The following is a 14,299-nucleotide window of genomic DNA, read 5'->3' as shown; positions in this document are numbered from 1 at the left end:
CGCCCCGCGACCTTCCCGGCCGCCGGGCGGGTTTTCCCGTCTCCGGCTCAGTCGAAGACGACCGTGCGGTTGCCGTAGACGAGCACGCGGTCCTCGAGGTGGAAGCGCAGGCCGCGGGCGAGGACCTGCATCTCCGCGTCGCGGCCCAGCCGCGCCAGGTCCTCCGGGGTGTCCTTGTGACTGACCCGGATGACGTCCTGCTCGATGATGGGGCCGTCGTCGAGGTCGCTGGTGACGTAGTGGCAGGTCGCCCCGATCAGCTTCACTCCACGCCGGTAGGCCTGGTGGTAGGGCCGCGCCCCCATGAACGAGGGCAGGAAGCTGTGGTGGATGTTGATGGCGCGCCCGGCCCACATCTCGCACAGGTCCGGCGGCAGGATCTGCATGAAGCGCGCGAGCACGATCGCGTCCGGCGCGTAGCCGTCGACGATGTCGGCGACCTCGTTGAAGGCGGCGCGCTTGCCCACCTGGTCCGCGGGGAAGGGCACGTGGTGGAAGGGGATGCCGTGGGACTCGGCGACCTCGCGCAGATTCTCGTGGTTGCCCACCACGGCCACCACGTCCATCGGGTAGTCGCCCTGGGCCACCCGGCCGAGCAGGTCGCGCAGGCAGTGGCCCTGCCGGGAGACCAGCAGGACGGCGCGCTTGACCTCGGCGGTGTCCCACAGCTTCCACTGCACGGACTCGCCAAACTCGGCGGCCACCGGCGCGAACTCCTCGCGCAGCTGCCCGACGGTTTCCGTGACACTGTCGGCGCGCACGGCCTGGCGGGTGAAGAACCAGTCGGTGTGCGGGTCGAGGAAGTAGGAGGCCTCGGTGATCGTGCAGCCCCGCTCGGCGAGGAATTCCGCGAGGCGGGCGACGATGCCGACCCGGTCGGGGCAGCCGAAGGTCAGGACGTACTGGTGCTCGTTCATTCCCACGATCCTAGCGGGGCACCCGGCCTGCAATACTGGGAGCCATGAACGCCTCCGATCCCGCCCGCAACCCGGACTCCACCCTGCTCGTGGTCGGTCTGGGCAACCCCGGTCCGCGCTACGAGGGCACCCGTCACAACCTCGGCTTCGCCGTCGTCGACGAGCTCGCCTCGCGGCTGCCGCAGGCGCACTTCGCCGCCCACAAGCGCTCCGGGGCGCTGGTCGCCGAGGCCCGCGCGCTGGGCCCCGGCGGCCGACCCGGGCGCAAGGTGGTGCTGGCCAAGCCGGGCAGCTACATGAACCTCTCGGGCCGGCCGGTGCGCCAACTCGCGGACTTCTTCCACGTCGCCCCCGCCGACGTCGTCGTCGCCCACGACGAACTCGAGCTCGACCTGGGCGAGGTGCGCATGCGCCGCGGCGGCGGCGACCACGGCCACAACGGCCTGCGCTCCGTGACCAAGGCGCTGGGCACCAAGGACTACACGCGGCTGTCCTGCGGCATCGGCCGCCCGCCGGGCCGGATGGACCCGGCCGACTACGTGCTGCGCCCCTTCGCCCGGAAGGAGCGCGACGAGGTGCCGATCATCGCCGCCGACGCCGCCGACCTCGTCGAGAAGCTCCTCTGAGACCCCCGCCGCTGCGGTAACGTGGCCCCCGTCACCCCGCCGCCGACCGAGGAGCCCCGATGACCTGCGAGACGCCCGACGGCTGGACCGCCGACGTCCTGCTCGCGGACGGCCGCCTGGCCACCCTGCGCACCACCCTCCCGACCGACCGCGCCCGCCTGGTCGACTTCTACGCCGGGGTCTCCGACCGCTCCCGCTACCTGCGTTTCTTCGCCTCGCACCCCGAGCTGACCGAGGCGGACCTGGACGCCTGGACCGCGCCGGCGAGCGCCGACCGGGTCACGCTGGTGGCCACCGTGCGCGGGGCGGTCGTCGCCGTGGCCGGCTACGCCGTCGTCGAGGCCCTGCCCGGCCGCACCGCCGACGTCTCCTTCCTCGTGCGCGACGACCAGCAGGGCCGCGGGCTGGCGGCGATCCTGCTCGAGCACCTCGCCGACCTGGGCCGCGCGGGCGGGGTGGACCGCTTCTTCGCGGAGATGCTCACCGAGAACCGCTCGATGACCCAGGTCTTCGTCCGCGCCGGCTACGACGTCCACCCGCGTCTCGAGTCCGGCGAGGTCGTCGTCGACTTCCCGCTGACGCCCACCGGCGACTCCCGCGAGGTCATGGCCCGGCGCGCCCACCGCGCGGAGGCCGCCGCCGTGCGCCGCCTGCTGCACCCCTCCGCGATCGCCGTCGTCGGCACCGAGGCCGCGCTCGGCCCCATCGCCCGCGCGATCGCCGAGGGCGGCTTCGCCGGTTCCCTGCAGTGCGCGCTGACCGGCGAAGAGACGATTGACGACGCCCCGGTGCCCGCCGCCGGGCGCACCGCGCACGCGGTGCGCGGGTTGGACTCCCCGGTGGACCTGGTGGTCGCCGAGTTCCTGCCCGACGAGCTCGAGGCGATCTTCGACGCCGCCGCCGAGCTCGGGGCGACCGGGGTGCTCATGCTCGCCCGCGGCCGCAGCCCGCGGCTGGCGGGCGACGAGGCGCAGCGCTTCGTCGCCGCCGCCCGGCGCCGGGGCCTGCGTGCGCTCGGTCCCGCCTCCCTGGGGCTCATCGCCGCCGACGGGGACATCCGGCTCAACGCCTCACCGGCGCCGGCGCCGCGGGTCGGGCGGGTCGGCCTCTTCGCCCAGTCGGCCGGGGTGGCCGCGCTCGTGCTCTCCCGGATACTCGAGCGCGGCGTCGGCCTGGCCAGCGCGGTGGCCACCGGCGCCTTCGCCGACGTGACGGCCAACGACGTCATGCAGTACTGGCTCGACGACCCGGCCACCGAGGTCTGCCTGCTCTCCCTGGACACCGCCGGCAACCCGCGCACCTTCTTCCGGGTGCTGCGGCGCCTGGCCGCGGCCAAGCCCACTGCCGTCTTCCTGCCCTCCCGGGCGCTGTCCTCGGCGCGCCACCACGAGGTCGACGGGCTGCCCGCCGCCCCGCCCGCGGCCGTCGACGCGGTGATCCGGCACGCGGGCGCGATGGTCGTCCCCCACCGCGAGACGCTGGTGGACATCGCCCAGATCCTCGCCCGCCAGCCCGCCCCGGCGGGCCCGAACGTGGCCGTGATCGCCAACTCCGCCGGGCTGACCGGGCAGATGGCCCAGGCCGCGCGCCGCTACGGGCTCACCCCCACCGCGCACACCGCCGAGGGCGACCCGGTGCCCGCTCTCCTTCAGGCCACCCGAGACGCGCTCGACTCGGGTGCCGACGCCGTGGTGGTCGCCGTGGTCGAGCTCGGCGAGCCCGTGCTGCAGGACGCGCACGAGGGACTCACGGAACTCGCGGCGGAGGCGCAGGTGCCGCTGGTGGCAACCTACTCCGGCTTCGGCGAGCTGCCCGGCGCCGTGCCGGCGGGCTCCGGCCCGGAGGCCCGCGGCGAGCTGCCCGTGACGCCCACCTACGCCGGGGCGCTCGAGGCGCTCGCCCACATCGCGCTGCGCGGCAGCGCACCGGCGCCGGGGACGGTGGACGCCGCCGCGGAGGCGGACGTGGACGTCGCACGCGGCGTCGTCAATTCCGTGCTGGTGGACGCGCCCGCAGGCCGCGAGCTCACCGACGACGAGTGCCGGGAGATGCTCGCCGCCTACGGCGTGGAGGTGCTCGACTTCCGGCGGGTCGACGACCTGGACGAGGCCGTCGCGGCCGCGGCGGAGTTCGACTGGGACGTGGTGCTCAAGTCCACGCACCCGGCGCTGCGCTCGCGGGCGGACCTGGGCTCGGCGATCCGGCACATCGGCGACGCCGAGCAGATGCGCTCGGCGTGGGTGACGCTGTCGCGCCTGGCGCAGGCCGCGGGGGCGGAGCCGGCCGGGCTGACGGTGCAGCCGACGGTGGGGCCCGGCACGTCGCTGCGGGTGCGCGGCATCGAGGACCCGGCGCTGGGCCCGATGGTCTCGGTGGCGGTCTCGGGGCCGACCGCGGAGCTGGCCGGCGACGTCTCCTGGCGCGTCGCGCCCGTCTCGCCGGCCGAGGCGCGGGTCATGCTGGGCGAACTCGCCGCGGCGGACCTGTTGCGCGGCTGGTCGGGCACTCCGGCGGCCGACCTGGAGCCGGTGGCCGAGGCGCTCGCCGCGGTCAGCCGGCTCACCGACGACCACCCCGCACTCATCGACGTCGAGCTGGTGCCCCTCATCGCCGGCTCGAGGCGCTGCTGGGTCGCCGGGGCCCGCGCCCGCGTCGCACCGCTCGCCCCGGAGCGCGATCCGCTGGCCCGGGCGCTGTGAGCACCTCACGCCGGCCGTTTTAGTTACCCTGGCCACATGAGCGACTCCGCCACCGAGTTCCACCGGTCCTTCCGAAACAACGCGGACGACTACCTCGCCGAGGCGCTCGGCGGGCTGGTCGCCGCCCACCCCGACGCCGAGTGGCACGAGGAGGGGTTCATCGCCCGCGCCACCGGGCGCGACGCCAACCGCGTCGCGGTGCTCTCCGGCGGCGGGTCCGGCCACGAGCCGCTGCACGCCGGCTTCGTCGGGGCGGGCATGCTCGACGCCGCCGTGCCCGGGCGCCTGTTCACCTCCCCGAACGCGGTGCAGATCGCGGCGGCGACCCGCTGGGCCGACCGTGGCGCCGGGGTGCTGCACGTGGTCAAGAACTACACCGGCGACATCATGAACTTCGCCGCCGCCCGCCGCGCCTGCGCCGACACCGCGACCCGGGAGGTCGTCGTCGCCGACGACGTGGCCACGGACTCCCCCGACTCCGACGCCACCCCGGAGCAGAACGACGGGCCCGGGCGGCGCGGCACGGGTGCCACGGTGCTCGTCGAGAAGATCGCTGGGGCGGCCGCCGCCCGCGGCGACGACATCGACACCGTCGCCGAGCTCGCCCAGCGCGCCGCCGACTCCTCCCGCTCCATGGCCGCCGCCCTGGCCCCGGGCCACCTGCCCACCACGGGCCGGGCGACCTTCGACCTGGGCCCCGGCGAGATGGAGCTCGGCGTCGGCATCCACGGCGAGCCCGGCAGGTCGCGTGAACGCGCCGAGGACGCGGCGAGCATCACGGCCAGGCTGCTCTCCCCCGTGGCCAAGGCCCTCTCCCTCGACTCCGGGGACGAGGTCTACCTGCTGGTCAACGGCCTGGGCGGCACCTCCCGCCTCGAGCTGGACCTGATGTACGGCCAGGCCGTCTCCTGGCTCGACGACCACGGCGTCACCGTCTCGCGCGGCATCGTCGGCTCCCTGGTGACCTCGGTGTCGATGGCCGGGGTCTCGGTGACGCTGATGAAGGCCTCCGCCGAGTTCACCGAGCTGCTCGACGCCCCGACCGGCGCGCCCGCCTGGCCGCACCGCATCGCCGGTGCCCCGGACGCCGGCACCGCCCGCGCCGCCGGGGAGTACCGCCCGGCCCGCCTCGACTCGGGGATCGGACAGCCCGGCGAGGCGGACGCCCCGGCCAACGAGTGGCTGAGCGACTTCATCGAGCGCGTCCAGGGCGCGGTCGAACCGCTCGGCGAGCTCGACCGGAAGGCCGGCGACGGCGACTTCGGCGCCAACATGTCGGCCGCCTTCGGCGATCTCGAGCTGCCCCTGCGCGGCGACGACGCCACCGTGCTCGAGAACCTCTCCCGGCGGATGTTCGTGCGCGCCGGCGGCACCTCCGGCGCCGTGCTCGGCACGCTGTTCAGCCAGCTCGCCGGCGCCGACGGGCTCGCCGAGGGCCTGCGCCGCGGCCTGACCGAGGTCCAGGCCCTGGGGGGTGCCCGGGTCGGCGACCGCACCCTCGTCGACGCCCTCGCCCCCGCGGCCGATGCCGCGGAGACCGCGGAGACGCTGCCCGAGATCTTCGCGGCCGCCCGCGACGGGGCCGCCGGCACCGCGGGCCTGGCCGCCCGCAAGGGCCGCGCCAGCTACATCGGCGCCGGCACCGACGGTGTGCTCGACCCCGGAGCCGTCGTCGTGGCCTGGCTGTTCGGCGGCACCGGACAGCTCAGCGACTTCGACGCCGACTGACAAGGCCCCTCACCCCCTCCCTCCCCGAAAGGAAAGACCATGCGTCTCGCCACCCTCCGAACCCCCACCGGCACCCGCGCCGTGCGCGTCGAGTCCGACACCACCGCGGTGCCGGTCCCCGGCCACGCGGACGTCGGCTCCCTGCTGCGGGAGGAGGACTGGGCCCAGATCGCGGCGGACGCCCCGGGCGCCCCGGTCGAGTTCGAGCCGAAGGACCTGGCCCCGGTGGTCCCCGCACCGCGGAAGATCATCTGCGTCGGGCTGAACTACGCCAACCACATCAGGGAGATGGGGCGCACGCCCGCCGAGCACCCCACGCTCTTCATCAAGTTCGCCGACGCGCTGACCGGCCCGGCCGACGACGTCGTCGTGCCCGAGTGGGCCAACAAGGCGCTGGACTGGGAGGGCGAGCTGGCCGTCGTCATCGGCAAACGCGCCCGCCGCGTCACCGCGGCCGAGGCCGGCGCGCACATCGCCGGCTACGCGGTGATGAACGACTACTCGCTGCGCGACTTCCAGAACCGCACGCTGCAGTGGCACCAGGGCAAGTCCCTCGAGGGCTCGGCCGGCTTCGGCCCTTGGCTGACCACGGCCGACTCCTGGCAGCGCGGCGGGGAGCTGGCGACCTGGCTCAACGGCGAGAAGGTCCAGTCCACCCCCACCGACGACCTGGTCTTCACCCCGGAGGACCTGATCGCCTACATCACGCAGCTCTACCCGCTGGACCCGGGCGACGTCATCGTCACCGGCACCCCGGGCGGGGTGGGCCACGCCCGCGACCCGCGCCGTTACCTCACCGACGGCGACGTCGTGGCCGTGGAGATCGCCGGGCTCGGCCGCATCGAGAACCGGACCGTCTTCGAGCGCTGAGCCCGCCCCCGCGCCGGCTCCAGGCCGCGTCTACCAGCGCCGGGCGCGCTGCACCGCCGCCGCCGAGTAGTCCCCCTCGGCGCGCAGGCGGCGGTGCACCACCGGGCACGCGATGCACCGCGGGTGCGAGCGGCAGCACTTCGACTTCACGTGGACCCCCAGCGGGTTGTCCGGGCTCGGCGGCGCAAACGGGTTGCGCGCCTGGTGCCAGTCGTCCGGGGCGGCCTCGGCGAGGTCGGTCACCGACAGCCCGCGCCGGTAGAGCGCCCGCAGGCCGACGCGCTTCCTACGCCCCATCGTCGCTCCTCCCGTCGTCGACCGTCCCACGGTCCGCCCCGTCGGCCCCCGAGAGGTACTTCACGATCTCGCCGGCCGGGGCGGCCTTCGCGTCCCGGTAGTTCTCCCCGGCCAGGCAGTAGGCGAACTCCGGCTCGCCGCGCAACGGCTTCTGCATCATATTCAGCTGCGGGTAGCTCGGCGGCAGCTCGCGGTGGGCGCGCGTGAACGCGGTCTCCAGCCCGCGCGCGTGGCGCCCCGAGAACGCCCGCGTCGTCTCCGTCTCCGCCTTCCCGGCGGCCAGCAGCTGACGGTTCGCCGCCGAGGTGCCGGCCTCCTCGGCCAGCAGGAACGCCGAGCCGCAGGCCACGGCGGCGACGCCGGGCCAGGTCAGCGCACGGGCGACGCGGCGCGGCGTCGTCAATCCGCCGGCGGCGACCAACGGCAGGTCGGTGACCTCGGCGACGGCGGCGACCAGCGCCGACAGCGGCCGCAGGTCCGGCAGCGTCTCCACCGTCCAGGTGCCGCGGTGCCCGCCAGCCTCGGGGCCCTGGACCACCAGCGCGTCCGCCCCGGCGCGCGCGGCGGCCACCGCGTCGCGCTCGTGGGTCACGGTCACCCAGGCCTCGAGCCCGGCCTCGTGCAGCGCCGCGGTCTCCTCGAGGGTGAAGCGCCCGAAGGTGCAGCTGACCACCGCGGGCCCGCGCCCGGCGCGCGCGGCGTCGAGGACCGCGGCGAACTTGCCGTCCCAGCCGTAGTCGTAGTCGACCTCGGACACCCGGGGGCGCTCCAGGCCGCGCTCGGCGAAGTAGGGCTCGAGCATGCGGGCGACGTCGCGGATCTGGCCCAGCGAGTGGTACGGGTTCTGGCGGGCGAAGAGGTTCACGCCCCAGGTCCCCGCGGCCGGGTCGACCTCCCCGAGCTGCGGGGTGAACTTCTCCGCCGGCAGTACGCCGCCGGCGAGAAAGCCCAGGCCACCGACCCGCGCCACGGCCTCGACCAGGCGCGGGGTCGAGGGCCCGCCGGCCATGGGCGCGGCGATGACGGGGACGGCCAGCTGGGAGAGGATGCTCATGCCCCCAGCGTATGTGAAACGATGCTCTACCGTGAACGTCCTGCAGAATCTCCTCGCCCGCCTCCGCCCCGCAAAGCCGGCCCCGGAGCGCGCACCGCAGCCCGCCGCCCCGGAGCACGCCGACTGGCTCGTCGTCGGCCTGGGCAACCCCGGCGCGCAGTACGAGGCCACCCGGCACAACGCCGGGCACATGGTCCTCGACGAGCTCGCGGACACCGACCTCTCCGAGTGCGCCGGCGCGACCGTGGTGACCGTGCGCCCGCGCACCTACATGAACCTCTCCGGCGAGGGCGTCGCTCCCCTGGCCCGCCGCCTGGGTGTGCCGGCCGAGCGGGTCATCGTCGTCCACGACGAGCTCGACCTCGCCCCGGGCGTGGTGCGCGTGCGCGCCGGCGGCTCCGAGAACGGCCACCGGGGGCTGAAGTCCCTGACCGAGCACCTGGGCACCCGCGACTACCTGCGCGTGCGCGTCGGCGTGGGGCGCCCGCCGCAGGGCATGTCCGTGCCGGACTGGGTGCTGGCCCCGATTGACGACGCCGCGTCGGCCGACCTGGGCGCCGGAGTCGCCCTCGCCGCGCGCGCCGTGGAGCTCATCCTCGCCGAGGGGCTCACCGCCGCGCAGAACGAGATCCACCGGCGACTAGGGTAGAGCCCCATGACCGACACCGCCGCGCAAGCCAGCCGCCGCCGCACCTTCGCCGTGATCGCCCACCCGGACGCGGGCAAGTCCACGCTGACGGAGGCGCTGGCCCTGCACGCGCACATGATCGCCGAGGCGGGCGCCGTGCACGGCAAGGCCGGCCGCAAGTCCACCGTCTCCGACTGGATGGACATGGAGAAGGACCGCGGCATCTCCATCGCCTCCTCGGCGCTGCAGTTCGAGTACGCCCCGGAGGGCGACGCGGCCGCAGCCGAGAACCCCTACGTGATCAACCTCGTGGACACCCCCGGTCACGCGGACTTCTCCGAGGACACCTACCGCGTGCTCATGGCCGTCGACGCCGCCGTGATGCTCATCGACGCCGCCAAGGGCCTCGAGCCGCAGACCCTGCAGCTGTTCCGCGTGTGCAAGGCGCGCGGCCTGCCGATCGTCACCGTGATCAACAAGTGGGACCGCCCGGGCCGCGAGCCGCTCGAGCTCGTCGACGAGATCGTCACCGAGATCGGCCTGCAGCCCACCCCGCTGTACTGGCCGGTCGGCGAGGCCGGCGACTTCCGCGGCCTGGCCCGGGTCAGCGCCGACGGCGAGGTCGACGAGTACGTCCACTTCCTGCGCACCGCCGGCGGCGCCCACATCAGCCCCGAGGAGCACTACTCCCCCGACGCCGCCCTCGAGCGCGAGGACGGCGCCTGGGAGCGCGCGGTCGAGGAGGCCGAGCTGCTCGCCGCCGACGGCGCGGTGCACGACCAGGACCTCTTCGAGGCCTGCGAGACCTCCCCGCTCATCTTCGCCTCCGCGATGCTCAACTTCGGCGTGCACCAGATCCTGGACACGCTGTGCGCGCTGGCCCCGGCGCCCTCAGCCCGCGAGTCCGACCCCGCGGCCGTCGAGGCGGCGACCAGCGCGATGGACTCCGAGCGCGAGGTCGACGACGAGTTCTCCGGCGTGGTCTTCAAGGTGCAGGCCGGCATGGACCGCCGCCACCGCGACACCCTGGCCTTCATGCGCGTCGTCTCCGGCGAGTTCGACCGCGGCATGCAGGTCACCCACGCCCAGTCGGGCCGCTCCTTCTCCACCAAGTACGCGCTGACCGTCTTCGGCCGCACCCGCGAGACCGTCGAGACGGCCTACCCGGGCGACATCGTCGGCCTGGTCAACGCCGGCGCGCTGGCCCCGGGCGACACGATCTACTCCGGCCGCGCGGTGCAGTACCCGCCGATGCCGCAGTTCGCCCCCGAGCACTTCCGCACCCTGCGCGCGAAGTCGCTGGGCAAGTACAAGCAGTTCCGCAAGGCGCTCGAGCAGCTCGACGCCGAGGGCGTGGTCCAGATCCTGCGCAACGACGCCCGCGGCGAGGCCGCCCCGGTCATGGCCGCGGTCGGCCCGATGCAGTTCGAGGTCATGCAGGCGCGCATGGAGAACGAGTACAACGTCGAGACGGTCACCGACCCGATCCCCTACTCGGTGGCCCGCCGCACCGACGCCGGGAGCGTCGAGGGCCTCAACCGCCAGCGCGGCGTCGAGTGCTTCACCCGCACCGACGGCGAGCTGATCGCCCTGTTCGGCGACAAGTGGAAGCTGGCCTTCATCGAGCGCGAGCACCCCGAGTTCACCCTCGAGCCCCTGGTGGCCGACTGATGGGGCTGCGCGAGTGGTGGCGCAGGAGGCGCCCGGCCCCGCTTGTCGACGCCCCGTCGGCCCCCGTCGAGCTGACCGCGCGCGCCGTCGCCGTGCACACCGCCGAGGACATGGTGGTGGTCACCGTCGACGCGGACGCCGCCGCCGGGCTGCTGCCCGCGCTCGCCGACGCGCGCACGCCCGTGCGCGTGAGCGCGCCCGGGGCGCGGCCGGTGAGCTTCCTGCCCGCCGTGGATCCGCGCCAGGCACCCGCGCTCGACCCCGACGAGGGCTGGCTGATCCCGCTGACCGACGAGGTCCGCGCCGCGCTGCTCGACCGGGTGCGCCCGGAGCCGGGCGCCTGGGAGATCCCGGGGATCAACCTCGGCGTCGTCGTCGAGTCCTAGACCAGGGCGAGCGCGCCCATGCCCGTGAGCAGCACGGCGACGAGGTAGCCGGCGCAGCGGGCCATCAGGGTCGGCCGCGCGCGCATCCAGGCGAAGGCCCGCCCGGCGGCCGAGTCCGGCCGGGCGCGCACCAGGCCGACGAAGACGGCCGAGAGCGCCGGCAGGCTCAGCGCCAGCGAGGCGTAGCCGACAAGCCCCAGGTAGCGCTCCACCACCCCGAAGCCGCCGGCGCTGATGGCCGCGAGGCCTGCGTAGAAGGGCGCCGAGGTCGCCGACTGGATCGCTCCGAGCACCACGCCGACGAGCACGGTCGCCCGCGAGGGGCTGAGCAGGGGTCCCAGCACCCGGTCGACCATCGCGGAGTTGCCGCCGGGCCTCGCCCGCCAGGTGGCCACCAGGGAGGCCAGGCCGACGGCGATGAGCACGACGCCGAAGGCCGGGGAATCCAGGAAGCGGGCGACCACGTCGCCGAGGCCGTCGAAGACGAGCAGGACGACCAGGGAGAGCCCGAAGACGCCCAGCCAGTCGCCGGCGATGAGCAGGCCGGCGGTGCCCCGGTAGCGCCCCTCGCGCGGCAGCATCACGCCGAGCGCGACGACGACGCCGATCAACAGCACGTTGACGGAGTCGAGGAGGGCGAAGGAGACGGCGTGGAACAAGGCGATCCTCTCGGCGCGGGACGGACCCGCCCAGCCTAGCCACCGGCGTCGTCAATCCGCACCTGCGGGCACCACGCAAACGCTCGCCATTTTCCCGGAAGTTAACCCGAATTCAACTTCGAATTCTTTTTCCGGGGCCCCCGAAGTGACCCTCTCCCCTCCCCCGACCTGCGGGAAGACCCCCGGAACGCTTAGGATGTGCGAATAGCCTAAAGGGTTGCGCAGAGGCCCGACACAGGACCTCCGCGCGTCATTTTGTCCGATTAACTGTAGGGAGAAGCATCGTGAAGATTGTCGTACTCGGCGGCGACGGATTCTGCGGGTGGCCGACGGCCCTCCACCTGTCGGACGCGGGACACGACGTGACGATCGTGGACAACTTCTCCCGGCGCGCCATCGACGCGGAACTCGGCGCGAGCTCGCTGACCCCCATCCGCCCGCTCGCCGAGCGCCTCGACGCCTGGGAGGAGGTCTCCGGCAGGCGCATCGGCTTCGCCGAGATCGACGTCGCCCGGGACTACGACGCCCTGCTCGCGCTCATCGGCGACGAGGAGAACGGCCCCGACGCCGTGGTGCACTTCGCCGAGCAGCGCGCCGCGCCGTACTCGATGAAGAACTCGCGCACCAAGCGCTACACGGTGGACAACAACACCAACGCCACCCACAACCTGCTGTGCGCCGTCGTCGAGTCCGGCCGCGACGTCCACGTCGTCCACCTGGGCACCATGGGCGTCTACGGCTACGGCACCGCGGGCATGAAGATCCCGGAGGGCTACCTGACCGTCCAGGTCACCGCCGACGAGGACGCCGCGGGCAACCCCGCCGAGGAGCACCAGGTCAGCCAGGAGATCCTCTACCCGTCCAACCCGGGCAGCGTCTACCACATGACGAAGGTGCTCGACCAGCACCTCTTCGCCTACTACGCCAAGAACGACCGGCTGCGCATCACCGACCTGCACCAGGGCATCATCTGGGGCACGCACACCCCGCAGACCGCGCGCGACGAGCGGCTGATCAACCGCTTCGACTACGACGGCGACTACGGCACCGTGCTCAACCGCTTCCTCGTGCAGGCCGCGCTGGGCTACCCGCTCACGGTGCACGGCACCGGCGGGCAGACCCGGGCGTTCATCCACATCCGCGACATGGTCCGCTGCATCGAGCTGGCGCTGGCCAACCCGCCGGAGCGCGGCGACCGGGTCAAGATCTTCAACCAGATGACCGAGACGCACCGCGTGCGCGACCTCGCCGAGCTGCTCGGGCGCATCTCCGGCGCGCAGGTGGCGCACGTGCCCAACCCGCGCAACGAGTCCGCCGAGAACGAGCTGCACGTGGTCAACGACGCCTTCCTCGAGCTGGGTCTGAAGCCGACGACGCTGTCCGACGGCCTGCTCCACGAGGTCGAGGACACCGCCCGCCGCTACGCCGACCGGGTGGACCTGGACAAGATCCCCGCGCGCTCCCTGTGGACGCGCGGCAACCGGGCCGGCGTCCCCGAGGGCGCCCCGACCCAGCGGCCCTGATGCGCATCACCCTGTTCACGGAGGTCTTCCTCCCCAAGGTCGACGGCGTGGTCACCCGCGTGACCCGCACCGTCGAGCAGCTCACCGCCCTGGGCCACGAGGTGCAGGTCGTCGCGCCCGGCACCCCGCCGCGCGAGTACGCCGGCGCACGGGTGGTGCGCGTGCCCTCGCTGCCGCTGTGGCCGATCTACCCCGAGCTGAGCTTCGGGCTGCCCACCCCCGCCCCGCTGGTCGCCGTGCACCGCTTCGACCCCGACGTGGTGCACGCCGTCAACCCGGTGTGGACCGCGGCCGCGGGCGTGCTCTACGCCCGCGCCACCGGCCGTCCGCTGCTGGCCAGCTACCACACGAACGTGCCCGAGTACACCGCAGCGCTCGGCATCGGGTTCGCCCGCCGCCCGGCCGAGTGGGTCATCCGCGCCCTGCACAACCGCGCGCAGGTCAACCTGTGCACCTCCGCCCCGATGGTCGAGCAGGCCCGGAGGTCCGGCATCGAGCGCGTCGACCTGTGGCCCAAGGCCGTCGACACCGTCGCCTTCACCCCCGAGGCCGCCGACCCGCAGATGCGCGCCCGGCTCACCGACGGCCACCCCGAGGCCCCGCTGGTCGCCTACGTCGGCCGGATGAGCCGGGAGAAGAGCCTCGACCGCCTGCCGGGCGTGCTGGCCGAGCTGCGCCGGCGGGTGCCCGGCGCGCGGCTGGCCATGGTCGGCGACGGGCCGCACCTGGAGCGCCTGCGCGGCGGCTTCGACCCGGACTCCACGGTCTTCACCGGCTACCTGGCCGGCGCCGAGCTGGCGGCCGCCTACGCCGCCGCGGACGTCTTCGTCTTCCCGTCCACCACCGAGACGCTCGGCCTGGTCGCCCTCGAGGCCATGGCCTCCGGCGTGCCCGTGGTCGGCGCGCGCGCCGGCGGCATCCCCTTCGTCGTCGACGACCCCGCCACCGGCCGCCTGGTGGACCCGGAGGCCGACGACGCCCGCTGGGCCGAGGTCGTCGCCGGCCTGCTTGACGACGCCGCGTCGCGCGCGCGCATGGCGCGCGCCGCCCGCGCCGAGGCCGAGCGCCACTCCTGGCGTGCCGCCACCGAACGCCTCGTCGACTGCTACCGGCTCGCGGCGCGGCGGCGCGGCTGAACCCGGGGTGCCCGGGGTGCCCCCGTCACCCCCGGGGTTGGCCTTCAGCGTGGTGTCCGACGGCATAATGGCAGCGCCGATGAAACTTTTCGTACGGCACTACTA

At 74.2% G+C, this 14,299-nt stretch carries 13 protein-coding genes; 9 read left to right on the top strand and 4 right to left on the bottom strand.

The genetic code is table 11. The annotated features are described in order from the left end of the window. Positions 1–47 precede the first annotated feature (47 nt). Positions 48–917: a formyltetrahydrofolate deformylase gene (gene purU / locus CFRA_RS03795; RefSeq protein ID WP_075663531.1), complete on the bottom strand. Its 870-nt coding sequence runs from the start codon at positions 915–917 to the stop codon at positions 48–50. A gap of 44 nt (positions 918–961) precedes the next feature. Here purU and pth (CFRA_RS03790) point away from each other — a divergent pair, with 44 nt between their 5' ends. Genes pth (CFRA_RS03790) through CFRA_RS03775 form a run of 4 tightly spaced genes read left to right on the top strand, consistent with a single transcriptional unit; the run spans position 962 to position 6,840 of the window. Then, positions 962–1,543 (top strand): aminoacyl-tRNA hydrolase, encoded by a 582-nt coding sequence (gene pth / locus CFRA_RS03790; protein WP_075663530.1) that lies wholly within the window; start codon positions 962–964, stop codon positions 1,541–1,543. A gap of 59 nt (positions 1,544–1,602) precedes the next feature. Then, positions 1,603–4,242: a GNAT family N-acetyltransferase gene (locus CFRA_RS03785; protein ID WP_075663529.1), complete on the top strand. Its 2,640-nt coding sequence runs from the start codon at positions 1,603–1,605 to the stop codon at positions 4,240–4,242. 36 nt (positions 4,243–4,278) lie between these two features. Further along, on the top strand, positions 4,279–5,970 hold the full coding sequence (locus tag CFRA_RS03780; protein WP_075663528.1) for a dihydroxyacetone kinase family protein: 1,692 nt from the start codon (positions 4,279–4,281) through the stop codon (positions 5,968–5,970). A 39-nt stretch (positions 5,971–6,009) separates the two neighbouring features. Beyond that, positions 6,010–6,840, top strand: coding sequence for a fumarylacetoacetate hydrolase family protein (locus CFRA_RS03775; protein WP_075663527.1), 831 nt, complete (start codon positions 6,010–6,012; stop codon positions 6,838–6,840). A 30-nt stretch (positions 6,841–6,870) separates the two neighbouring features. On the opposite strand, the gene CFRA_RS03770 is transcribed toward CFRA_RS03775, so the two are convergent. Next, positions 6,871–7,137 carry a hypothetical protein gene (locus CFRA_RS03770; RefSeq protein ID WP_075663526.1) on the bottom strand — a complete coding sequence of 89 codons (267 nt, stop codon included), beginning with the start codon at positions 7,135–7,137 and terminating at the stop codon, positions 6,871–6,873. Next, entirely contained in the window at positions 7,127–8,191 is a 1,065-nt protein-coding gene (locus tag CFRA_RS03765; protein WP_075663525.1) for an NAD(P)H-dependent flavin oxidoreductase, read from the bottom strand. The genes CFRA_RS03770 and CFRA_RS03765 overlap by 11 nt, the downstream gene beginning before the upstream one ends. A gap of 31 nt (positions 8,192–8,222) precedes the next feature. On the opposite strand from CFRA_RS03765, the gene pth (CFRA_RS11575) reads away from it, so the two are divergent. The 3 genes from pth (CFRA_RS11575) to CFRA_RS03750 are packed head-to-tail and all read left to right on the top strand — an operon-like array spanning position 8,223 to position 10,876. After that, complete coding sequence (pth, locus tag CFRA_RS11575) at positions 8,223–8,840, top strand: aminoacyl-tRNA hydrolase (RefSeq protein ID WP_245797672.1); 618 nt, start codon at positions 8,223–8,225, stop codon at positions 8,838–8,840. A 6-nt stretch (positions 8,841–8,846) separates the two neighbouring features. Further along, positions 8,847–10,490: a peptide chain release factor 3 gene (locus CFRA_RS03755; RefSeq protein WP_075663524.1), complete on the top strand. Its 1,644-nt coding sequence runs from the start codon at positions 8,847–8,849 to the stop codon at positions 10,488–10,490. Further along, positions 10,490–10,876: a hypothetical protein gene (locus CFRA_RS03750; protein ID WP_075663523.1), complete on the top strand. Its 387-nt coding sequence runs from the start codon at positions 10,490–10,492 to the stop codon at positions 10,874–10,876. Before CFRA_RS03755 ends, CFRA_RS03750 begins: the two co-directional genes overlap by 1 nt. Here the strand turns inward: CFRA_RS03750 and CFRA_RS03745 are convergent. Then, the gene (locus tag CFRA_RS03745; RefSeq protein ID WP_075663522.1) at positions 10,873–11,535 is read right to left on the bottom strand and encodes a hypothetical protein; all 663 of its coding nucleotides are present in this window, start codon (positions 11,533–11,535) and stop codon (positions 10,873–10,875) included. The genes CFRA_RS03750 and CFRA_RS03745 overlap by 4 nt on opposite strands. Before the next feature lie 284 nt (positions 11,536–11,819). On the opposite strand from CFRA_RS03745, the gene CFRA_RS03740 reads away from it, so the two are divergent. Then, positions 11,820–13,058: an NAD-dependent epimerase/dehydratase family protein gene (locus CFRA_RS03740; RefSeq protein ID WP_075663521.1), complete on the top strand. Its 1,239-nt coding sequence runs from the start codon at positions 11,820–11,822 to the stop codon at positions 13,056–13,058. Beyond that, positions 13,058–14,194 (top strand): glycosyltransferase family 4 protein, encoded by a 1,137-nt coding sequence (locus CFRA_RS03735; RefSeq protein ID WP_075663520.1) that lies wholly within the window; start codon positions 13,058–13,060, stop codon positions 14,192–14,194. Before CFRA_RS03740 ends, CFRA_RS03735 begins: the two co-directional genes overlap by 1 nt. Positions 14,195–14,299 lie beyond the last annotated feature (105 nt).

The sequence above is a fragment of the Corynebacterium frankenforstense DSM 45800 genome (assembly GCF_001941485.1).
Taxonomy (GTDB): Bacteria; Actinomycetota; Actinomycetes; order Mycobacteriales; family Mycobacteriaceae; genus Corynebacterium; species Corynebacterium frankenforstense.
Note: the sequence above shows the minus strand (reverse complement) of the source record. Positions and strands in the feature narration are given on the sequence as shown.